Origin of the sequence: Streptomyces bathyalis (genome assembly GCF_015910445.1) — a bacterium.
Taxonomy (GTDB): domain Bacteria; phylum Actinomycetota; class Actinomycetes; order Streptomycetales; family Streptomycetaceae; genus Streptomyces; species Streptomyces bathyalis.
Genome location: NZ_CP048882.1, coordinates 6,947,325 through 6,968,496, shown reverse-complemented (window position 1 = coordinate 6,968,496; position 21,172 = coordinate 6,947,325). Strand labels below are relative to the sequence as shown.

Genomic DNA, 21,172 nt, shown 5'->3' with positions numbered 1-21,172 from the left:
CCGGAGCCCACCGGCCCCGGCCCCCGGGTCCTGCGGTCCCCGTCAGCCGGTCCAGTCGCCCGTGGCCAGGAAGGTCTCGATGGTCCGGGCGTGCGGCTCGATGTCGAGGCCCTGCGCGGCGAGCCAGTCGTCGGAGTAGTACTTGTCGAGGTACCGGTCGCCCGGGTCGCAGATCATCGTGACCACGCTGCCCGTGCGTCCCTGGCCGGCCATCTCCGAGACGATCTTCAGCGCGCTCCACAGCCCGGTCCCCGTTGAGCCGCCCGCACGCAGGCCCGTGGCACGCTCCAGCGCGCGGACCGCCGCGACGGCGGCGGCGTCGGGGACCTTCATCATGCGGTCGATGGCGGAGGGCAGGAAGCTGGGCTCCATTCGGGGGCGGCCGATGCCCTCGATGCGCGAACTGCCCTCGATGGACGCCTCGTCGTCACCACGGAGCCAGCCGTCGAAGAAGCAGGAGTTCTCCGGGTCGGGCACGCAGACGCGGGTGTCGTACTGCATGTAGCGCACGTAGCGGGCGATGGTCGCCGAGGTGCCGCCGGTGCCGGCGGTCGCCACGATCCAGGCCGGTTCCGGGAAGCGCTCGAGCTTCATCTGCTCGTAGACGGATTCGGCGATGTTGTTGTTGCCGCGCCAGTCGGTTGCCCGCTCGGCGTAGGTGAACTGGTCCATGTAGTGGCCGCCCGAGTCCGCCGCGAGTGCGGCCGAGACCTCGTACACCGAGCGGGGGTCGTCCACGAGGTGGCACCGTCCGCCGTGGAACTCGATGAGCCTGGTCTTCTCGCGGCTGGTCGTGCGCGGCATCACCGCGATGAACGGGACCCCGATCAGCTTCGCGAAGTACGCCTCGCTCACCGCGGTCGAACCGGACGAGGCCTCGAAAACGGGCCTGCCGGGGCGGATCCATCCATTGCACAGCCCGTAGAGGAACAGGGACCGGGCGAGCCGGTGCTTGAGGCTTCCGGTGGGGTGCGTGGACTCGTCCTTGAGGTACAGGTCGATGCCCCAGCTCACCGGCAGCGGGAACGACAGCAGATGGGTGTCTGCGCTGCGGTTGCTGTCGGCCTGGACCTTGCGGACGGCATCCTTGAGCCACGCACGGTACTCGGGGTCACTGCGGTCCACGTCGAGCGTGACCGCACCGGATTCCTGGGAACGCGGGTGGCTGATGGGGGGCTGTGCGGGCCCCGGACCGGAGGACGGGGCAGGTTCGGTGGTGCTCACGCGGCCGATCATAGAAGGGCCCTCTGGTGGAGCCCGCAGCTTGCGTGCACACTTCACACAGGGTATGGGGCGGCCGGCCCGGGGGCTCCCGGGCCGCGGCACTGGCGGGAGGCGATCGTGGCGGAGCCGGAGTACGACGCGGGCGGGGTCCGGATACGGCGGATGCTTCGCTCACTCACAAGCGCGGGTCATGTCCTGGTACGGGACGGGCAGTTGGTGCTGATGACCAGCTACGGGAGCGAGATCGACAGCGCTCCGGTCGACAAGGTCCGCATCAGCGGCTACGGCATGCCGGACAGCGCGCTGGCGACCATCAGCGGCACACGCTATGTGCTGCAGTTCGGCCTCGGCCGCCGTGCCGGCCTGCTGAACGCGGTGCGCACGGCGCGTGCCAAGGTGGCCGCGGAGCGGGGGATCCTCGGGACCTGAAGCCGCATACGACGGCGACGGGACCCGTGGGGCGTGTGCACCCGGAGAATTCCGCCATGCAGGTCTCCCGGAGGCCGGGGCGCACCGCCGGAGTGCGTGTGAGGCGGGACGTGCCGGGGTGCCTGCGGACGGGCCTTCTCGCGTTGCGGGAGACGGGTCAGCGTCTCATCCTTATCGTGTGTCTTTCATCACAAATGTCTCGTATGTCGCTGTGCGCTCCCTGACCAGTGTGTCCGTGGAGCCGTCGCCGTGACCGCCCGTGCCTCCGGGAGGCCACGCACCCACTGCGCGGTGGAGTTCCAGGCACTGCCCTCACGGATCGGGCAGGTGCGCAGGATCGTGACCGCGCAGCTGCGTTACTGGCGCCTCGAACCGCTCATCGACGCGGCCGCGCTCGGCGTGACCGAGCTGCTCACCAACGTCCACCGCCATACCGGGTCCGACAAGCACTGCACCGTCGAGATCGTCTTCCGCAGGGATCACCTGACGGTGTCCGTGCGGGACCACGATCCGCGCCTGCCGCGGGTGCGGACGGCCGAGCCGTCCGCGACGAACGGCAGGGGTCTCGCGCTCATCGCTGCGGTCAGCGCCAGCTGGGGCATGCGTGCGCAGAACGACGGTTCGGGCAAGGTCGTGTGGTTCACCCTGCCGGCCACCTTCGGAACACCGCCGCAACGGGCAACTGCCCACACCGGCGCGGTTCCCGACGAGGCCGCTCTGCCCGCGCTCGCCGGGGCGGCGGGCGCGGGCGGTGAGGCGGGGAACGGGATGGCCGGGCCGGGGTCAGCGGGTCCGACGTCCCCGGGTACGGGCACAACGGCCCATCCCTGATCGGCATCCGGCGCGGACGGGGACGGACCGGGCTCCGCATGCCCCGTGCCCCTCTCCCGTGCCCCTCTCCCGCTCCCCTGTCCCGACCCCTCCCGCCTCTGCGGCGTTCAGTCCGCGGCGACGGCACGCAGCACGTTCAGCCGCGCTGCCCTCCGGGCGGGCCTCAGCCCCGCGACGAGCCCGGCCACGATCCCGACGAGCGCGACCACGGCCAGACGCAGCGGCGGCAGGTCGAAGGTGCTGGTCCCCGCGCTGTCCGCGGCCCGCACCAGCGCCCAGCCGAGGAAGCCGCCCAGGAGCAGCCCGCCCAGCGTGCCGAAGGCGGCCACGAGCAGCGACTCCCACCGCACCATGGCCCGCAGCTGCGCCCGCGTCTGCCCGACCGAGCGCAGCAGCCCGAGTTCACGGGTGCGCTCGTGCAGGGCGAGGGTGAGGGTGTTGGCGATGCCCAGCAGCGCGATCAGGACGGCCAGCGCGAGGAGGGCGTAGACGAGGGTCAGCATCATGTCGATGCCGCCCGCGGAGCTCTCCGCGTACTCCTCCCGCGTCTGCACGGCGGGCTCGCCGTACGGACGGGCGGCGGCGGTGACGGCCGCCTTGCCGTCGGCGGGTGTGACCCCTTCCTCGAAGGTGACGGCCACGAGCGTGTCGGAGTCCTGGGTGCGGTGCGGTGCCCAGGCCGACCGGCCGATGACGTAGTCGCCCGCCAGTTCGTTCCTGTCGTAGAGGGCCTCGACGGTGAAGCGCTGCCGGTCGCCGTCGGTGAAGCGCAGCGAGACGGCGGAGCCGGGCCGCCAGCCGTTCCTGTCCGCCTCGTCGGCCGATACGGCGAGTCCGGCCCGGCCGAGGGAGCCGAAGGAGCCGCGCACGCCGGTCAGTTCGAGGACGTCCGGGAGGCGCGCCGGGTCGGTGACCGTCAGCTGCTTCCCCGCCCCCTCGACGCGCGCCACGCCCTTGCCCAGGCCCAGCGCCGTGGCCACCTCCGGCGCCCGTTCGATGCGGGAGGCGAGCCGGGGGCTCAGCCCGGAGCCTCCGGCTCCGAACGCGGGTGCGCTGACAGCGACATCGCCGGCGAAGGACCGGGAGACGGTGGTGTCCATCGTGGCCTTCAGCGAGGAGGCGAAGACGGTGAACAGCGACACGACCGCGACCCCGATCATCAGCGCGGTCGCCGTCGCGGCGGTGCGCTTGGGGCTGCGCAGCGCGTTGCGCTGGGCGAGCGCCCCCGTCACGCCGCGCAGCCGGGCCACCGGCCGGCCCAGCGTCCGTACCGTCGCGGCTGCCGCGGCCGGGCCGAGTACGAGGAACGCGGCGAGCAGGGAGGCCGCGCCTGCCCCGGTGAGCCAGACGGAGCGGCTGCTGCCCGCGGCTCCCAGCACCGTCGCGGCGGTGCCCGCCACTGCCAGCACGGCACCGGCGACCGTGCGGCCGCGTGGCACGTGCGGCGCCTCGGCGGAGGTCTCCCGAAGGGCGGCGAGCGGTGCCGTACGGGAGGCACGCACCGCCGGGACAAGCGCCGAACCGGCGCAGACGAGCACCCCGATGCCCAGCGGCAACAGGAGGGACAGGGGACCGATGACCAGGGCGCCGTCCGGGAAGGGGAAGCCAACCGCGGGGAAGAGGGCCTGCAGTCCTGCCGCGATGCCGATGCCGCCCGCGAGCCCTGCCGCCGATGCCACGAGCCCGACGACGACGGCCTCGGTGAGGGTGGCGCCCAGCACCTGTCGGCGGGACGCGCCGAGCGCACGCAACAGGGCGTTCTCACGGGTGCGTTGGGCGACCACGATCGCGAAAGTGTTGTGGATCGAGAAGACGGCGACGAGCAGCGCGATGCCGGAGAAGACCAGCAGCAGGGAGGTGAAGAGCGTGAGGAACTGACCGGAGATCATCTCCTGGTCCTCCTCGGCGACCCGCTGCCCGGTGACCGCTTCGACACCCTTCGGCAGGACGGGCTTCAGCGCGGCCACCAGTTCGTCCTGTCCGGTGCCTTCCTCGGCCCGCACCTGGATCCCCGCGGCGCGGTCGGGCTCGGGCATCAGGTACTTCTGGGCGTCGGAGAGGGTCAGCCCGGTGAAGGTGACCTGCCCCATGCCGTCCTGCCCGCCGAAGGACGCCAGTCCGACGATCTCGACGCGAACTGGCCCTGGAGTGCGCAGCGTTGTCGTGTCACCGATCTTCAGGCCGCCGCGTTCGGCGGCGCCCTTGTTCAGTACGGCCTCGCCGGAGCGTCGCGGGGCGCGGCCCTCGGCGAGCGTGTACGGATTCAGCTGCGGGTCCTTGATCCAGTTTCCGGCGAGGGTGGGCGGACCCTGGCCGCCGACGGGCTCACCGTCGGCGGCGGTGATCTGGCCCATGCCCTCGACGGACGGCTCGGCCGCCGCGACGCCCGGCACCTCCCGGATGCTGCTCAGGATGTCCGTGTCGAGGGGCCGGCGGGTTCCCTGGGCGTTGCCGGAGGTGGTGATGACGCTGTCGCTGCGCACCACGGCGTCCGTGCCTGCCGCCGCGTTCCCGAACATGGTGTCGAAGCTCGCGCGGAGGGTGTCGCCCATGACGAGGGTCCCGGCGACGAACGAGACGCCGAGCAGCACGGCCCCGAAGGTGCCGGCGAAGCGGCGCCGGTGGGTGCGCAGTGACGCGAAGCTGAGCCGGAGGGCCGCGCGCATGCCGCCGCGAGGGCGGGAGGTACCGCCAGTCGCGGGCGCCCGGCCGCGGGAAGGCGCGCCGTGGCCCGGGGCACGAGACGCCTCCGAACTGCTCGGGGCGCGACCGGACTTGGGGATGGTGCTCATGCCGGCACCCCCGTGGTGTCGAACGCCTTGAGCCTGTCCAGAACGCCCTGCGGCGTCGGAGATGCCATCCGGTCGACGAGCCGCCCGTCGGCGAGGAAGACGACCTCGTCGGCGTGCGCGGCGGCCACGGGATCGTGGGTGACCATCACGACCGTGCGGTTCATCTGCCGTACGGCGTCGCCGAGCAGCCGCAGCACCTCTTCGCCGGAGCGGGAGTCGAGGTTGCCGGTCGGCTCGTCGGCGAAGACGACGTCGGGCTCTCCCGCGAACGCGCGGGCAACGGCGACGCGTTGCTGCTGCCCGCCGGAGAGTTCCCCGGGACGGTGGTGGAGCCTGTCGCGGAGGCCGACGACGTCGATGAGCGCGTCGGTGAACTCCGTGTCCGCCCGCCTCCCCGCGAGGTCCCGCGGCAGTCTGATGTTCTCCGCGACGGTGAGCGTCGGCACCAGGTTGAAGGACTGGAAGACGAAGCCGACGCGTTCCCTGCGCAGCAGCGTCAGCTGCCTGTCGGTCAGCGTGCCGAGTTCGGTGCCCCCGATGTGCGCCGTCCCCGAGGTCAGGGTGTCCAGACCCGCGGCGCAGTGCATCAGGGTCGACTTGCCGGAGCCGGAGGGCCCCATGATGGCGGTGAAGCGGCCCGCGGTGAAACCGAGGGAGACGCCGTCCAGCGCCCGCACCTCGGCCTCACCGCTGCCGTAGATCTTCACCGCGCCGGTGACGCGTGCGGCGAGATCACTCATGCCGGACCGTCCTTGTGCGGCCGGCCGCCTTCCTGGAGGACGGACAGGCGCCGCCAGTACTCGTCCTCGTCGATCTCGCCGGCGGCGAAGCGCCGTCCCAGCAGATCGACGGGTGCGTTCTCCTGGCGGGGTCCAGCGGCGGCCTCCGCGGCGCGGTACGGCCCGTGCCAGGGTGCGCCGCGCCCGCGCCAGACGGTGCGGCGCAGCAGGACGATCACACCGGCGATCACCGCCGCCCAGATCAGGGGGAAGAGCAGGATCCACGGGCCCGGGCCCGCTCCGTCGTGCCACTGTGCGAGGTCGAACATGGCGGTCAACTCCTCGGTCGCGAAGCGATTTGCTTTCTGTTCCTTCGCTACCGAGAGTCGCTGTGGCAGGGGGTCCGCGTCGTCGTACGGCCAGCGGCTCCTCCCCTACCTCCCGGGGAGTACCAGCGGCCGGTGCGGCTGCTCCCGGCGGGTGCGGGGCGCGGCCGGGCGACGGCGGTGCGGCGTCAGAGCGTGACGGCGATCCCGACGTGGGGGCGCTTGCCGAGCCTGAGCAGCGCCCCGCCGGAGTCCGTGACACGGAACTGCCAGCCGTACTTGCGGACCATCGCCCTGCGCACCCGGTCCAGGCCGCCCTCCTCCGTCATCAGCCTCGCGGTGCCCTCGGCGGGCTCTGCGCCCTCGGTCGTACGGCCGCGGGCGTCGCACGGGGTGACGGTGACGCGGGCGCCGTTGCGCACCCGCTTGACCTTGCCGCTGTCGTCGCGGGTCCACACGAGCAGTTCACCGCCGTCCTCGACGGCCCAGACGGGGGTGGCGACCGGCGTCCCGTCGCGCTTGAAGGTCGTGAGGCTGACGTAGCGGCTCGCGGCGATGCTGGATGACGTCACGTGCTGAGGCTACGCCCCCGGCACGGGCGCACACCGCGGTCCACGGACCGCCGGCGTCCTGGCACGACGGCGGACGCCTCCCCCACCGGGGCTCGCCCGTCCCAACAGCCGTCAGTCCGCGCCCAGTTCGCGTCGCATGCACACGCGGGGCCAGCGGTCGAGACCTGCCCGCGCCTCCTCCGCTCGTATGTTGTGCAGCCCCGGTGTCAGCTCGTACCCGGCCAGCACGCGGAAGCCGCAGCGCTCGTAGTACGGGGCGTTCCACGGCACTTCGGCGAAGGTGCACAGGGTCAGGGCGGGCACCCCGGCAGCCTCCGCCCTGCGGGCGACGTGGTCGATCAGCGCCCGTCCGATGCGGCGGTGCGCACTGCGGGGATGGACCGACACCTGCTCGATGTGGACGTTGCCGTCGACGGGTTCGGTCATCACGTAGGCCACCGGCTCGTCCTCGGGGGCCGCCCCCTCTCCCCTGCCGTCCACCGCGACCCACAGTCCGCCTGAGTGCGCGTAGCGGCGCAACGCCGGGAGCGGCGGCGGGACGTCGTCGGCAACGCGGTCCATGCCGAGTTCGCGGAAGATGCCTCCCGCTGCGGTCTCGATCTGCTGAAGACGCCTCAGGTCCCTCTCGGCGGCGGCTCTGATGTGCACCGTCGTCATCCTGTCAGCGCCCCCAGCGGATCGTCGAGTACGGGCTGCCACGCCATTTCGGCGGCGCCCACGAGGCTGTTGTGCTGGAGCGAACTGGGCAGCACCGGCACGCTTCCGCTGCGGCCCCACAGGCTGCGGTCGGCGATCACTGCGCGCAGGCGTTCGCCGTCGGTCTCGAGAAGTGTGCGGTGCAGGCCGCCGAGGATGATCCGGTCGGGGTTCAGGATGTTGACGAGCCCGGCGAGTCCCAGCCCGAGCCGGTCGATGAGCGTCTCGACGGCCGTACGCACGGCGGGGTCCTTGTCGTACTCGGTGTTGATCATCTCCTGGGAGCGCTCCAGGAGGGAGACCTCGGGGCCGGGTTCGCGCCCGGCCGCCTCCAGGAAGGCGAGCGGGTCCGTCTCGACGTCCAGGCAGCCGCGGCTGCCGCAGTGGCAGGGGCGCCCGTCGGGGTCGACGGTCAGATGCCCGACCTCCAGTGCCAGGCCCGAACTCCCGGTGTGCAGGCGCCCGTCCAGCACCAGCGCGCCGCCGACGCCTCGGTGCCCCGTGCCGACGACGAGCAGATGCTGTGCCCCCCGGCCGGCGCCGTGCCGGTGTTCGGCGAGGGCGGCGAGGTTGATGTCGTTGGCGGCGAAGCCGGTCGCGGTGGCGTCCCCGGGAGGACCGCCGATGCGGGCCTCCTCCAGCGCGCGGGTGAAGATCTCCCGTACCGGGGCGCCGACTTCCCAGGCGAGGTGCAGCGGGTTGATCGCCGTTCCTTCCGGTTCGGCGACGGCGGAGGGAACGGCCAGGCCCGCGCCGACGCAGCGGCGCCCGGTGCTCTCCAGCAGGCGCGCGCCCGCGTCGACGACCTCGCCGAGGATCTGCGCGGGGTCGGCCGCCACCGTTCCGCAGCCGGGCGCGGTGGCGACGATCTGTCCCCCGAGGCCCACGAGCGCGGCACGGAATCCGTCGGCGTGCACCTGTGCGGCCAGCACGACGGGGCCCTCGGGGTCGACGGCGAGCCGGTGCGAGGGACGTCCCTGCGTCCCGGAGGCCGCACCCGGCCGGGAGTCGACCGTGATCAGGCCGAGTGACTCCAGCTCGGCGGCGACGGCTCCCGCGGTGGCCCGTGTCACGCCGAGTTCGGCTGTGAGCGCGGCACGCGTGGGCGCCCTGCCGGTGTGGACGAGTTCCAGTGCCGGACCGAGAGCGCCTCGGCCTCGCTCCAATTTGCTTGTACGCGTCGGGGTCACACCTCTATTCTCGCTTTGTGCCGACACTGAACAAAATACGGTCGGCGCTTGCCGGAGCAACGCGGCCCGGCGGTCACGGCGACGCCGCCTCCCCGCGCCCCGGCCTGCGCCGTCTCCGCATCGCGATCACGGTCTTCTTCGCGCTCGACGGCTTCGTCTTCGCCGGCTGGGTGGTACGCATCCCCGCCCTCAAGGCGCAGACGGGCGCCTCCCCCGGCGCGCTCGGGCTGGCGCTGCTGGGCGTCTCCGCCGGCGGCGTGATCACGATGATGCTCACCGGACGACTGTGCCACCGCTTCGGCAACCACGCCGTCACCGTCGTGTCGGGAGCGCTGTTCTCGCTCAGTGCCGCACTGCCGCCGCTGACCCACTCCGCCCTGTCCCTCGGTCTCGTCCTGCTGGTGTTCGGTGCAGCCTACGGCGGTCTGAACGTCGCGATGAACGCCGCGGCCGTCGATCTGATCGCCGCGCTGGAACGCCCCGTCATGCCCGGATTCCACGCCGCGTTCAGCCTCGGGGGCATGGCCGGTGCGGGCGTGGGCGGGCTGGTGGCGGGGCAGCTGACGCCGACCCTTCACCTGCTGATCCTCTCCGCGGTCGGGCTGCTGGTCACCTCCGTGGCAGGGCGGGTGCTGCTCACCCGCGGCGCCGCCCTCGGCACCGAGGAAGCACCGGCGTCCGCCGGCCCGGAGGACGGACACGGCAGGGACTCCCGCCGGATGACCGGCCGTACGCGGCGGCTCGTCGTCGTCCTCGGGCTGATCGCGCTGTGCACCGCCTACGGGGAAGGCGCGCTCGCAGACTGGAGCGCCCTGCACCTCACCGAGGACTTGGACGCGGGTCCGGGCACGGCCGCCGCCGGCTACTCGGTCTTCGCGCTCGCCATGACCGCGGGCCGCCTCACCGGGACGTGGATGCTCGAACGCCTCGGCCGGACCCGCCTGTTGACGGCCGGCGGGACCACCGCGGGCGCCGGCATGCTGCTGGGGGCGCTGGCGCCGGAGGTCTGGCTGGTACTCACCGGCTTCGTGATCACCGGGCTGGGACTGGCCAACCTCTTCCCCGTGGCGGTCGCCCGTGCGGGGGCTCTCGCAGGACCCGGTGGTGTGGCCGCGGCCTCCACCCTCGGCTACGGCGGCATGCTGATCGGACCCGTCGCCATCGGGTTCCTGGCCGAGTGGTTCTCGCTGACGGCAGCCCTCACCACCGTGGCGATGCTCGCTGTGGTCGCCGCCGTCGTGGCCCGGTACGCGGACACCGCGCCCGATGCCGGAGGGGAATGACGCGAGAGGCGGCTGCCCCTCCGGCGCGGTGACGGACACCCTCAGGTGAGCGTGAGCGTGGTGTTCAGCTCCGCCTCCGAACTGCCGCCCGCGTAGATCCCGAACTCGCCGGGTTCGACGAGGAGTTCACCCTTCGGGTCGTTGGTGTGGAACCCGAGGTCGTCGGCGCCGAGTTCGAAGGAGACCGTACGGCTCTCGCCGGCGTCGAGCGTGACTCTCTCGAAGCCGCGCAGCCTCCGCACGGGCTGGGCCAGGCTGGCGACCTTGTCGTGGATGTAGAGCTGCACGACCTCGTCCCCGGCGCGGCGGCCGGTGTTCTCGACCTTCACCGTCACGCGGACCTTTGCCCCGCCGTCCCGTACGGCCTGTGCACTGACGCTCTTCTCGCTCAGCCGCAGCTGTGAGCAGGCGAACGTGGTGTAGCTGAGTCCGTGCCCGAAGGGGAAGAGCGGACCGTGCTCCAGGTCGAGGTACTTGGAGGTGTACTTGTTGTCCGCGTCGTAGGGACGGCCGGTGTTCTCGTGCGCGCAGTACTCCGCGATCGCTCCCACGGCGCGGGGGAAGGTGGCCGGCAGCTTGCCGCCGGGGTTGACCTTGCCGAAGAGCACGTCCGCGACGGCGTTGCCGCCCTCCAGGCCGGGATGCCAGCCCTCGAGGATCGCCGGTGCGTGCTCTGCGACGCCGGACAGCACGAGCGGCCGCCCCGCGAGTACCACGACGGCGAACGGCTTGCCGGCGGCGGCCACCCGGCGGATCAGCTCCTCCTGGACGCCGGGGAGCGTGATGTCGCTGCGGGACGCGGCCTCTCCGCTGTGGCCGGCTTTCTCACCGACGACCACGACGGCGGCGTCCGCGGCCCGGGCCGCCGCCTCGGCCTCCTTGAAGCCACCGGTGTCCGAGCCGGTGATGTCGCAGCCGCGGGCGAAGGTGACCTTGGCGTCCGGTGCGGCCTTCTTCACGCCCTCCAGTACGGAGACCGCGGGGAACTTCCGGGCACCCGGCCCGGCCCAAGTGCCGTGCAGTTCCTGCGTGTCGTCGCCGAGGGGACCGATCACGGCGATCGACGAGGTGTCCTTGCTCAGGGGGAGCGTGCGGTCGTCGTTCTTCAGCAGCACAGCGCAGCGGGCCGCGGTCTCGCGGGCGTGCTTGCGCGTCGCCCTGGTCGGCTCGGCGATCTCCCCGTCCTCGTCGGTGTAGGGGTTCTCGAAGAGGCCGAGTCGCACCTTGATGCGGAGGATGCGTGTGACGGCGTCGTCCAGCCGCTGCTGCTCGATGCGCCCGGACTTCAGCAGTTCCTCGCCGTTGTCGGCGTAGGTCGTGCTGACCATCTCCATGTCGACTCCCGCGCCCAGGGCGAGAGCCGCGGCGTCCGCGTCGTCGGCGGCGACCCCGTGCGGGATCAGCTCCTGCACGCCGTTGTAGTCGCCGACCACGAAGCCGTCGAAGCCGAACTCCTCGTGGAGGATGCCGGTCAGGGTGTGCCGATTTGCGTGTGCCGGCACTCCGTTGACGGTGTTGAAGGAGGCCATCAGCGTGGCCACGCCCGCGTCGACGGCCGCCTTGAACGGCGGCAGAGCGATGTCGCGCAGCCGCCTCTCGGAGATGTCCACCGTGTTGTAGTCCCGGCCGCCCTCGGGGAAGCCGTAACCCACGAAGTGCTTGGCGCAGGCGGCGATCCGGCCCTCTTCCGAGTAGTCCTCGCCCTGGTAGCCGCGCACCTTCGCCGCGGTCAACTCGGCCGTGAGATAGGGGTCTTCACCGCTGCCCTCGGCGACGCGGCCCCAGCGCGGCTCACGGCTGACGTCCGCCATCGGCGCGAACGTCCAGTGCACGCCCCACGACGCGGCCTCGCGTGCGCTCACCTCGGCGTCGGTGGTGACCACGCCGGGGTCGAACGAGGCGCCCTGTGCCAGGGGGACGGGAAAGGTCGTCAGGAAGCCGTGGATGACGTCGAGTCCGAAGACCAGCGGAATGCCGAGCCGTGACTCCTCCACGGCGAAGCGCTGGAGTTCGTTGCACTCCTTGGCGCCGGTGATGTTGAGGACGGAGCCCAGCCGGCCCTCGGCGGCGGCCTCGCGGGCCTTCTCGTTCTGGCCCTCCCCCGGGCCGGTGTCCGGATTCCAGGTCAGCTGCTGCAGCTGCCCGAACTTCTCCTCGACCGTCATGCGTTCCAGCAGCTTCCGCACGCGCCGCTCGGTCTTGGCGTCGACGCGCTTGCGCTTGGCGGCAGTTGCGCGGCGCGCGGCTCGGGTCGCGGTGCCGTGTGCTGCTGACCGGGATGCCGGAGCGGCAGCGGCCGGGGTGGCCGACAGTGCCGGAAGGGACGACGCCGAGGCGAGGACCGCGGCCCCCGCTGAAGCCCTGAACACGCTGCGACGGCTGAAGATTCCGGCCACTCGGGTCTCCTTCGACGTGCCTGACGACTGCCCACATGGATCTTGACGGAGGGAAGTCAATCCGCCGGACCATGGGCGGTCAAGGGACGAAAAGGATGCAGGCCCGAATTGTTGGAAGCGCATACATCCCCGGTTCGCGCTCGTCCCGGAACCACCCGCGGACCGGGGTGCGTGTGCTTGTGCACGGACCGGGAAGGGAACCCCGTCAGGGGTGTCACACCCCGGGCCCGGCGGAAGACCGACCGCCGGGGAGCGAGACGGGCAACAGGGGGAAAGCGATGAGGGGTCCACGGACACAGGCCGAACGGGACGCCCAGACAGTGGAGATCGGCTTCGCGCTGCTGACGGCGCTCGTGATGGCCGCGCTGTGCCTGCTCGCGTTCATCGGGCTCATGGCGTTGGTCAATGGCGTCAGGCCGCTCTCCTCATCGGCAGGGCACACCTTGCTGATGCTCGCCGGGAGCACCTCCGCGACCGTCTTCGTCGGACGCGTGCTGTACGTACTGGTGCGCGCCCCGTCGGGTCAGCCGGCCACGGACACGGAGGAGGACGGCACCGAACTCCCCGAGCACGTGGACGAGTACGTGGAAGAGGCAGCCGGCCCGGACGGCCGGGAAGGAGCCGCTGCCGCCGGCCCTCAGCCGAGCCAGCCGGGGCGCACCAGCCCCGACTCATAGGCCAGCACGACCAGTTGGGCCCGGTCGCGAACGCCGAGTTTGACCATCGCGCGGCTCACATGCGTCTTGGCCGTCAGCGGTGAGACGACGAGGCGTCCGGCGATCTCCTCGTTGGACAGGCCGATGCCGACGAGCGCCATCACCTCCCGCTCGCGCTCGGTGAGTTCGGCGAGCGCTGCGGCCTCGGCCGGCTCCTTGGAACGCGCCGCGAATTCGGCGATCAGCCGCCGCGTGACTCCGGGTGAGAGCAGCGCGTCGCCGTCGACGACGGCGCGTGCGGCACGCACCAGTTCCTCGGGTTCCGTGTCCTTGACGAGGAAGCCGGAGGCCCCGGAGCGGATCGCCTCGAAGACGTACTCGTCCAGCTCGAAGGTGGTCAGCATGACGACCTTCACGTCGGTCAGTTCGGGATCCCCGGTGATGATCCGCGTGGCGGCGAGACCGTCGAGCACCGGCATCCGGATGTCCATCAGGACGAGATCCGGGCGGAGTTGGCGCACCAGGCGCAGAGCGTCCTCGCCGTCTGCCGCCTCTCCTGCCACCTCGATGCCGGGCTGGGCGTCCAGAAGGGCGCGGAAGCCCGCGCGCACCAGTGACTGGTCGTCGGCGAGCAGGACGCGGATCACGGTGACTCCTTCGCTGGTGGCGGCGTCACGTTACCGCCGGCTGTCAGTGGCAGTCGGGCGGTGACACGGAATCCGCCGTCATCGCGTGGGCCCGCCTCCGCGCTGCCACCGAGCGCCGCGGCCCGCTCGCGCATCCCGACCAGGCCGTTGCCGCCCGTGGTGGGCCCGGTGCCGCCCTCGGACGCGGGGCCGTCGTCATCGACGTCGACGCGGAGTTCGGCGGATCGGTAGCGCAGCCGCACCCGTGCGGTGCGGGATCCGGAGTGCCGTATGACGTTGGTGAGGGCCTCCTGGACGATGCGGAAGGCCGCGAGGTCGGCGCCCGGCGGCAGGGATCGCGCCTCGCCGTCCGTCTCGACGGTCACGCGGAGCCCGGCATCCGCGGCCTGTGCCGTCAGATCCGGGAGACGGGCGAGGCCGGGCGCGGGGGCGCGCGGTGCGTCGCCCGGGGCGCGCAGGGTGTCCAGCACCTGACGCACCTCTCCCAGAGCCTCCTTGCTCGCGGTCTTGATGGTGGTCAGGGCGGTGCGGGCCTGCGCGGGGTCGGAGTCGAGCAGCGCGAGGCCCATGCCCGCCTGGACGTTGATGACGGAGATGCTGTGCGCGAGCACGTCGTGCAGTTCCCGTGCGATGCGCAGCCGCTCCTCGTTCACGCGTCGGCGCTCGGCCTCCTCCTCCTCGGCGCGGCGGCGCGCCCACTCCTGCCGCCGCGTGCGGGCGAGTTCGGCCGCGGCGAGAACCGCCGCGATCCAGGCGGCGATGAGGAGTTCGGACTGCCAGCCCGGCGGCTGGTCGTTCGCGGGCGGCAGCCACTCCCGCAGGGCGTAGCCCGTGAGCAGATGCCCCGCCCACACCAGGCCCAGTGCGGCCGCGGCCGCGTACCGCTGCCCCGCGACGACCGCGGCGAAGGCGGCGACGGCCACGGAGACGAACACCGGCCCGTAGGGGTATCCGGCGCCCAGGTAGATGATCGTGGCCGCCGCGGTGCCGAACACGGCGGTGCGGGGGTGGCGGTGGCGCACGAGCAGCAGCAGCGGGCCCACCGTCAGCAGCAGCCGGGCGTAGACGTCGAGCGGGGTCCGCAGACCTTCCTGGTTGGCTGCGGCCCCCTGCGAACCGGCCTGCTGGATGACGAGCACTGCCAGCGACGTCAGCCATGGCAGGTGACGCGAGGCGGAACCCTGCCATGGGCCGCGCCACCATGGCGGGCCCCAGGGTGGTGGGGTGGCAGTGGCGGGGCGGTGCGGATACGGTGCCGTGCCGCCCGCGACGGCGTCGGACGTTCCGCCGATGCGCCGGCGCAGACGGCCCGGCAGCTCCCGAAACGGACCGGTGAGCGGCCGGCGGGATCCGGAGGTCCGGCGCTGCGGGTGCGGGCGGGGGTCCATGTCCGCAACGCTAGCCGCGCGGGGCGGGCCGCGGAGTCAGCCCGCGGCGGGCATCGCGGCTACTCCCCTGGGAGTAGCCGCATCTCTGGCCGCCCCGGACCGGTGCGGTCAGAGATCCTGGGCAAGGGGCCGGCGCGCCTGAGCCGAGGACCGGGCCGGAGCAGGCTCCGGGGTACGGCCTCAGGCGAGCCCCACGTTGCGGGCCAGGGAGACGACGGCGTGATCGAAGAACTTCTCCCGGGCCGCGACGACGTTTTCGAACTGCCCGAAGAGCTCGAAGCTCACCAGCCCGGCCAACTGCGCCCAGGCCGCCACGAGTTCGGCAAGGACCTGCGGCGGCAGGTCGACATCGAGGCGCTCCGCCAGCTCGCGGGCGTCCTCCAGGACGGGCTGTGGTGTGGCGGAGACACCGGGTGCGGCAGGGTCCGGACCCTGCCGCCCGGTCCCGGCGGTGCCGGGCACACGCAGTGCTCGGGCGGCGTACGCCTCGGCGGCGACGGTGACCAGGGGGCGGGCCACGCGTGTTGCGGCGACGGTCGTGGAGGCGGGGGCCGCGTAGCCCGGTACGGGCGACCCGTAGATGAGCGCGTACTCGTGCGGACGTGAGAGGGCCCATGCCCGGTGGGCGCGGCAGACGGCCTGCCAGCGCGCGAGGTGCGAGTCGGCCTGCGCGGCGGACTCCTTGAGCGCGGTTTCGGCGGCGTCGCCGAGTGAGTCGTAGGAATCGGTGATCAGAGCGGTGAGCAGGTCATCGCGCTTCGGGAAGTAGCGATAGAGGGCGGACGAGACCATGCCGAGGCTCCGCGCGACCGCGCGCAGGGAGAGCTTGGCCGCACCTTCTGCGGCGAGCTGCCGGCGTGCTTCGTCCTTGATGGCGGCGATGATCTCGCCGCGTGCCCGCTCCCGGACGCCCTCGATCCTGGTCATGGGGTGCAGTCTGCCAGCTTTCCGGAGCACTGACCAACATCGAGAGCAGTGCTCTGGATTTAGCGCGACGATCGTGTAACACTGCTCTTGTTAGAGAGCAGTGCTCTCACGAGAGAGAACCGCTCACTCCGCCGGGAAGGAACACAGGCCATGACTGCCACGCACGTCATCAGACCCGACTGGCTCACCCGCCGCGTCCTCAACCCCGCCGTCTCCTGGCTGGCCCGGCACGGCGTCACGATCGCCGGGGCGCGCGTCCTCGCCGTACGGGGCCGCAAGAGCGGCGAGTGGCGCCGCACTCCCGTCAACCCGCTCCCGTACGGGGGCGAGCGCTACCTCGTCGCTCCCCGCGGCCATGTCCAGTGGACGCACAACATGCGGGCCGCCGGCGGAGGCGAACTGCACAAGCGCAGCCACGTCGAGCACTTCCGCGCGACCGAACTGGCCGACGCGGACAAGCCGGAGATCCTGCGCGCCTATCTGAAGAAGTGGAGCTGGGAGGTCGGCGCGTTCTTCAAGGGACTCGACGCGAAGTCCAGCGACGCCGAACTGCTGGCCGCCGCGCACAAATACCCCGTCTTCCGGATCACCACCTCGGCTCCGCCGTCCACGGCGAGCGACAACGTCCAGGACTCGAAGGGTGGCGGAGACGCCTAGGGGGACAGGGCTGCCGCCGGCGGCAGTCGAAGGCCCTGAGGACCCCGGGCAGCGTTGGCAGACTGCCAGTACTGGACGGCACCGCCGGCGCTGAACGCCACCGCGGCAGCGGACGGCACCGGCGGACTGCCGCTCGCCGGCCCCGCCCGCGCGCCGAACGGGACGCCGGGCGGCGCGCTCACGTGCGGGCCAGGCCCGCCCGCGCTACCGCCGGTCGAGCGCGTTCAGGGCCCGCCGCGCCATCGGCCTCTGCACGACCAGGGCCAACGAGGTCGCTCCCCGCGTGAACTGTGCGAAGACGTTCCAAGCCGGACGGAAGCTGCTGAGGGCCGCATGCAGCAGGCCCGGACGGCGGGAGAAGACGTTGAGCATGCGCCGTCCGACGCCCATCTCCAGTCCCATGCCCGCCTTGACGGCGAAGGCGTAGTTGAGCGCCTGCTGCCGGGCGTCCACCGCGTCGTGGGCCTCGGCCACGCGCACTGCCCACTCCCCCGCCAGCCGGCCGGAGCGCAGTGCGAAGGAGATGCCCTCCCGCGTCCAGGGCTCCAGCAGCCCGGCCGCGTCGCCGCAGACCAGCACCCTGCCCCGGGAGAGCGGTGAGTCCTCGGCGCGGCAGCGGGTCAAGTGGCCCGAGGAGATGCTCGGTTCGAAGCCGGCCAGACCGAGCCGGCCGATGAAGTCCTCCAAGTAGCGCTTGGTGGCGGCTCCTTCGCCGCGTGCCGAGATGACGCCGACCGTGAGCGTGTCGCCCTTGGGGAAGACCCAGCCGTAACTGCCGGGCAGCGGGCCCCAGTCGACGAGCACGCGCCCCGACCAGTCCTCGGCGACGCTCCGCGGCACCGGGATCTCCACTTCCAGCCCGAGGTCGACCTGGTCCATCTTGACGCCGACATGGGCCCCTATGCGGCTCGCGCTGCCGTCGGCGCCGACGACCGCGCGGGCGAGCACGGGGCGTTCGTCCCCGGAGAGCACCACGGCGACGGAGCGACGGTCCGGCACGGAGGGACCGTGCTGTTCGACCCTGGTCACGGTCACGCCCGTGCGCACCCGGGCGCCGGCCTTGACCGCGTGCTCGACGAGCAACTCGTCCAGTTCGGAGCGGTTCACCAGCCCGAAGAGCATGTGCCGGGATCGCCTGGTACGCGAGAGCTTGCCGTTGAGCGAGAAGGTCACCGCGTGCACACGGTCGCGGAAGGGCAGGTCGAAGCCGGGCGGCAGAGCATCGCGCGACGGACCGATGATTCCGCCGCCGCAGGTCTTGTAGCGCGGCAGTTCGGCCTTTTCGAGCAGCAGCACCCGTCGTCCGGCGACGGCGGCCGCGTACGCCGCCGAGGCACCGGCCGGTCCCGCGCCGACGACCACCACGTCCCAGACCTCGTCGTCCTCGAACTCGTCACCGAGCAGGTCGTCCGCACCCGGGGCAGGCACGGGAGCTCCGCCAGCGGTGAAGTCCCCGGCGACGCCGTCATGTTCGGCTCCACGGCCTTCGCCGGCTCCACGACCTTGGTCGGCTCCAGGGCCTTGTTCGCGGCCGTGTTCGGCTCCGCCGACGTCCTCGGAGCCATCGGCACCGCTCGCATCAAGGGCGCCGTCGGCATCACGAGCGTCCTCGTCGCGGTGGGACGCGTGCGAACTGGCCCCGCTCGGGGGCCCCGTGAGTTCCCCTGTCCGGAGCTCCGCCGCGCTCCCGGCGTCGCTCCGGCCCTCTGCCCCGGTTGCGTCCTCGCTGCTCACGATGTGCTTCCGCTCCGCTCGCCCTCGGCTTGGTGTGGCCGCTGGCATCCTACGGCGCCCGTCCGCCGGTCCCCGCTGTGGGAGGATCACCGGCGACCCATACGGCACGTTCCCTGCACGTGTGCCCCACAGGGACCACGCATCGGGACGCCGCGACCACGCGACCACAAGGAGCGTTCCATGACCGTCGACCCGGCCCTCGGAGACACCAGCTCCGGCTCCGCCGCCATCGCTTCGGCCGTCTCGTCCCTCATGCCGCGGGCACGGACCGAGCTCGCGGAGCTCGTCGCCTTCCGCTCGGTTGCCGATGCCGAGCAGTTCCCGAGGAGCGAGTGCGAGGGTGCGGCGCGCTGGGTCGCGGACACGCTGCGCGCCGAAGGTTTCCAGGACGTCGAGGTGTTCGGCACTCCGGACGGCACCGAGTCCGTCTACGGTCTGCTGCCCGGCCCTGTGGGCGCACCGACGGTGCTGCTCTACGCCCACTACGACGTGCAGCCGCCGCTCGACGAAACTGCCTGGCGCACACCGCCGTTCACGCTGACGGAACGGGACGGGCGCTGGTACGGGCGGGGCGCCGCCGACTGCAAGGGCGGAATCCTCATGCACCTTCTGGCACTTCGCGCGCTGCGTGCCGAGGGCGAGCTGCCTGTGACGGTGAAGTTCATCGCGGAGGGATCGGAGGAGCAGGGCACCGGCGGGCTCCAGCAGTACGCCGAAATCAACCCGCGGCTGCTGGCCGCCGACGCGATCGTCATCGGCGACACCGGCAATTTCCGTGCCGGCCTCCCGACGGTGACGGCGACGCTGCGCGGCATGTGCGCGTTCCAGGTCACGGTGGAGACACTGGAAGGCAATCTGCACTCAGGACAGTTCGGCGGCGCCGCCCCTGACGCGCTGGCCGCACTCATCCGCCTGCTGGACTCGCTGCGCGACGCCGACGGCGGCACCGTCATCGACGGAGTGGAGCCGTGCGCGCCGTGGGACGGGCTGGAGTACCCGGAGCAGGACTTCCGTGCGGACGCGCGCGTGCTCGACGGTGTGCAGCTGAGCGGCACGGGCAGCGTCGCGGACCGCATCTGGGCGCAGCCCTCGGTGACCGTCCTGGGCATCGACTGCCCGCCCGTCGTCGGTGCGACGCCGTCGGTGCAGGCGAAGGCACGGGCGTCGGTCAGCCTTCGCGTCCCGCCGGGTGCGGACATGGATGAGATGGCCCAACTCCTCGTCCGTCACCTGGAGTCGCACACTCCGTGGGGTGCGCGGGCAACCGTCGAGAGGACCGGTCAGGGCCGGCCCTTCCGCGCCGACACCACGAGCCCCGCCTACAAGGCCATGGCCGACGCCCTCAGCGTGGCGTACGACGGGCAGGAGATGCAGATCGCCGGCCAGGGCGGCTCGATCCCGCTGTGCGACACCCTCGCCACGCTCTATCCGCAGGCGGAGATCCTTCTCATCGGGCTGAGCGAGCCGGCCGCGCAGATCCACGCGGTCGACGAGAGCGTCTCGCCCGAGGAACTGGAGCGGATGTCCGTGGCGGAGGCGCTCTTCCTCCGCGAGTACGCGCAGCGGGCCTGACCGCGTGCGGGCGGGTGCCCCGAGGGTCCCCGCCCGCACGGTGCCGGACGTCGCCGCGCCGCGTATCCGGTGCCTACGCGGCGTCCCGCCCGCCCTGGTCGCCGACCGGGACGCCGCCTTCGAGGTAGAGGGGGCGTCCCGTCTCGCGTGCGCGCAACGCGCCACGCAGCCTCTCCAGCCGTACGGGGGGCAGCAGTTCGGCGGCCTCCGTCTCGGTGACGAAGCGCCAGCCACGCAGTTCGGCCCCGGGCAGCAGCACACGGCCGGCCTCGGCCGCCGCGAGGCAGCCTCCGTCGAAGAGGAGGCGGATCCCGCCGTAGCCCGGGGGCCGCGGCGGCTCCCAGTCCGTGACCAGCAGCCGCGGGTCCGTCTTCAGCTCCAGGCCCAACTCCTCGGCGACTTCCCGGACTCCGGCACGTGCCGGCGCCTCGCCGGGTTCGACGACGCCGCCGGGGAACTCCCAGCCCGGCTTGTAGGTCGGGTCGACGAGCAGCACCCGGTCCTGCTCGTCGAAGAGCAGCACGCCCGCCGCGACGGTCTCCGCCGTTGGTTCGGGCGTCTGCACGATCTCGAGGCTCCCGGCCCCCTCGCGCAGTGCGCCTGCCACCTCTTCCGCGGTCTGCCGCGGGGTCAGACCGGACGTCTCCACGGTGTGCGCGTCGGCGGTGAGCCAGTCCAGCGCGGCGCGGTAGGCGGGCAGCTGTCCTCGGCACCAGCCGCGGTCGGGTCGGCCCTCGGCGTCCTCGGACTGGTCGATGCGCATCCGAAGGATCGTTTCATCCGCGTGCAGCAGGACGTGGCGTACGGGAATCCGGCGGGCGGCGAGCGCGCCGAATATCTCGTCCCTGTACTCCTGCCGCAGCAGCGTCATGGGGACGATCAGCGGTCCTGGCACCTCCGTGAGCAGCGCGGCGGCCGTGTCGGCCACCAGCCGCCGCCAGGAAGGGAGTTGCTGGTAGTCGTCGACCTGGGCGAGGCGTTCCTTGGGGAGCATGCATTTGAGCCCCGTGCCGATCAGTGCCGGATTCCACAGGGTGCTGCCCGGGATCAGTTCCAGAAGTTCGTTCGCCGCGGTGGTCTTGCCCGCGCCGAAGGCGCCGTTGAGCCACACGATCACGGTGGTTCCCCCTCTG

At 72.3% G+C, this 21,172-nt stretch carries 19 protein-coding genes; 6 read left to right on the top strand and 13 right to left on the bottom strand.

The window, feature by feature from the left end; genetic code table 11:
- Positions 1 to 42: 42 nt before the first annotated feature.
- Positions 43 to 1,236 (bottom strand): PLP-dependent cysteine synthase family protein, encoded by a 1,194-nt coding sequence (locus G4Z16_RS30355; RefSeq protein ID WP_197353767.1) that lies wholly within the window; start codon positions 1,234 to 1,236, stop codon positions 43 to 45.
- 105 nt (positions 1,237 to 1,341) lie between these two features.
- Between G4Z16_RS30355 and G4Z16_RS30350 the strand changes: the two genes are divergently transcribed.
- Positions 1,342 to 1,653 (top strand): hypothetical protein, encoded by a 312-nt coding sequence (locus G4Z16_RS30350; RefSeq protein ID WP_197353766.1) that lies wholly within the window; start codon positions 1,342 to 1,344, stop codon positions 1,651 to 1,653.
- A 249-nt stretch (positions 1,654 to 1,902) separates the two neighbouring features.
- Positions 1,903 to 2,484 (top strand): ATP-binding protein, encoded by a 582-nt coding sequence (locus G4Z16_RS30345; protein ID WP_246531146.1) that lies wholly within the window; start codon positions 1,903 to 1,905, stop codon positions 2,482 to 2,484.
- 107 nt (positions 2,485 to 2,591) lie between these two features.
- On the opposite strand, the gene G4Z16_RS30340 is transcribed toward G4Z16_RS30345, so the two are convergent.
- The 6 genes from G4Z16_RS30340 to G4Z16_RS30315 form a co-directional block, all read right to left on the bottom strand.
- A complete protein-coding gene (locus G4Z16_RS30340) occupies positions 2,592 to 5,150 on the bottom strand; it encodes an ABC transporter permease (protein WP_197353765.1) in 2,559 nt (852 codons plus the stop codon).
- Between the two features lie 122 nt (positions 5,151 to 5,272).
- On the bottom strand, positions 5,273 to 6,016 hold the full coding sequence (locus tag G4Z16_RS30335) for an ABC transporter ATP-binding protein (RefSeq protein WP_197353764.1): 744 nt from the start codon (positions 6,014 to 6,016) through the stop codon (positions 5,273 to 5,275).
- A complete protein-coding gene (locus G4Z16_RS30330) occupies positions 6,013 to 6,324 on the bottom strand; it encodes an SHOCT domain-containing protein (protein ID WP_197353763.1) in 312 nt (103 codons plus the stop codon). The genes G4Z16_RS30335 and G4Z16_RS30330 overlap by 4 nt, the downstream gene beginning before the upstream one ends.
- A gap of 185 nt (positions 6,325 to 6,509) precedes the next feature.
- On the bottom strand, positions 6,510 to 6,893 hold the full coding sequence (locus tag G4Z16_RS30325; RefSeq protein WP_197353762.1) for a PPOX class F420-dependent oxidoreductase: 384 nt from the start codon (positions 6,891 to 6,893) through the stop codon (positions 6,510 to 6,512).
- A 111-nt stretch (positions 6,894 to 7,004) separates the two neighbouring features.
- Positions 7,005 to 7,541 carry a GNAT family N-acetyltransferase gene (locus G4Z16_RS30320; protein WP_197353761.1) on the bottom strand — a complete coding sequence of 179 codons (537 nt, stop codon included), beginning with the start codon at positions 7,539 to 7,541 and terminating at the stop codon, positions 7,005 to 7,007.
- Between the two features lie 5 nt (positions 7,542 to 7,546).
- The gene (locus G4Z16_RS30315) at positions 7,547 to 8,779 is read right to left on the bottom strand and encodes an ROK family protein (protein WP_197353760.1); all 1,233 of its coding nucleotides are present in this window, start codon (positions 8,777 to 8,779) and stop codon (positions 7,547 to 7,549) included.
- A 17-nt stretch (positions 8,780 to 8,796) separates the two neighbouring features.
- Here G4Z16_RS30315 and G4Z16_RS30310 point away from each other — a divergent pair, with 17 nt between their 5' ends.
- The gene (locus G4Z16_RS30310; RefSeq protein ID WP_197353759.1) at positions 8,797 to 10,062 is read left to right on the top strand and encodes an MFS transporter; all 1,266 of its coding nucleotides are present in this window, start codon (positions 8,797 to 8,799) and stop codon (positions 10,060 to 10,062) included.
- Positions 10,063 to 10,103: 41 nt separating this feature from the next.
- Here the strand turns inward: G4Z16_RS30310 and bglX are convergent, their stop codons facing one another.
- Positions 10,104 to 12,227, bottom strand: a complete 2,124-nt coding sequence (bglX, locus tag G4Z16_RS30305) for a beta-glucosidase BglX (protein ID WP_246531402.1) — start codon at positions 12,225 to 12,227, stop codon at positions 10,104 to 10,106.
- A 509-nt stretch (positions 12,228 to 12,736) separates the two neighbouring features.
- On the opposite strand from bglX, the gene G4Z16_RS30300 reads away from it, so the two are divergent.
- Positions 12,737 to 13,135: a DUF6332 family protein gene (locus G4Z16_RS30300; protein ID WP_197353757.1), complete on the top strand. Its 399-nt coding sequence runs from the start codon at positions 12,737 to 12,739 to the stop codon at positions 13,133 to 13,135.
- On the opposite strand, the gene G4Z16_RS30295 is transcribed toward G4Z16_RS30300, so the two are convergent.
- The 3 genes from G4Z16_RS30295 to G4Z16_RS30285 form a co-directional block, all read right to left on the bottom strand.
- Positions 13,096 to 13,761, bottom strand: coding sequence for a response regulator transcription factor (locus G4Z16_RS30295; RefSeq protein WP_197353756.1), 666 nt, complete (start codon positions 13,759 to 13,761; stop codon positions 13,096 to 13,098). The two genes, G4Z16_RS30300 and G4Z16_RS30295, sit on opposite strands and share 40 nt — an antisense overlap.
- Positions 13,758 to 15,149, bottom strand: coding sequence for a sensor histidine kinase (locus G4Z16_RS30290; protein WP_197353755.1), 1,392 nt, complete (start codon positions 15,147 to 15,149; stop codon positions 13,758 to 13,760). The genes G4Z16_RS30295 and G4Z16_RS30290 overlap by 4 nt, the downstream gene beginning before the upstream one ends.
- A 180-nt stretch (positions 15,150 to 15,329) precedes the next feature.
- Positions 15,330 to 16,076: a TetR/AcrR family transcriptional regulator gene (locus G4Z16_RS30285; RefSeq protein ID WP_197353754.1), complete on the bottom strand. Its 747-nt coding sequence runs from the start codon at positions 16,074 to 16,076 to the stop codon at positions 15,330 to 15,332.
- Positions 16,077 to 16,226: 150 nt separating this feature from the next.
- Between G4Z16_RS30285 and G4Z16_RS30280 the strand changes: the two genes are divergently transcribed.
- The gene (locus G4Z16_RS30280) at positions 16,227 to 16,733 is read left to right on the top strand and encodes a nitroreductase family deazaflavin-dependent oxidoreductase (protein WP_197353753.1); all 507 of its coding nucleotides are present in this window, start codon (positions 16,227 to 16,229) and stop codon (positions 16,731 to 16,733) included.
- Positions 16,734 to 16,937: 204 nt separating this feature from the next.
- Here the strand turns inward: G4Z16_RS30280 and G4Z16_RS30275 are convergent, their stop codons facing one another.
- Positions 16,938 to 18,161, bottom strand: a complete 1,224-nt coding sequence (locus tag G4Z16_RS30275; RefSeq protein ID WP_197353752.1) for a geranylgeranyl reductase family protein — start codon at positions 18,159 to 18,161, stop codon at positions 16,938 to 16,940.
- A gap of 486 nt (positions 18,162 to 18,647) precedes the next feature.
- Here G4Z16_RS30275 and G4Z16_RS30270 point away from each other — a divergent pair, with 486 nt between their 5' ends.
- The gene (locus G4Z16_RS30270; RefSeq protein ID WP_197353751.1) at positions 18,648 to 20,039 is read left to right on the top strand and encodes a dipeptidase; all 1,392 of its coding nucleotides are present in this window, start codon (positions 18,648 to 18,650) and stop codon (positions 20,037 to 20,039) included.
- Between the two features lie 73 nt (positions 20,040 to 20,112).
- Here the strand turns inward: G4Z16_RS30270 and G4Z16_RS30265 are convergent, their stop codons facing one another.
- The gene (locus G4Z16_RS30265) at positions 20,113 to 21,156 is read right to left on the bottom strand and encodes an NUDIX hydrolase (RefSeq protein ID WP_197353750.1); all 1,044 of its coding nucleotides are present in this window, start codon (positions 21,154 to 21,156) and stop codon (positions 20,113 to 20,115) included.
- Between the last annotated feature and the right edge of the window lie 16 nt (positions 21,157 to 21,172).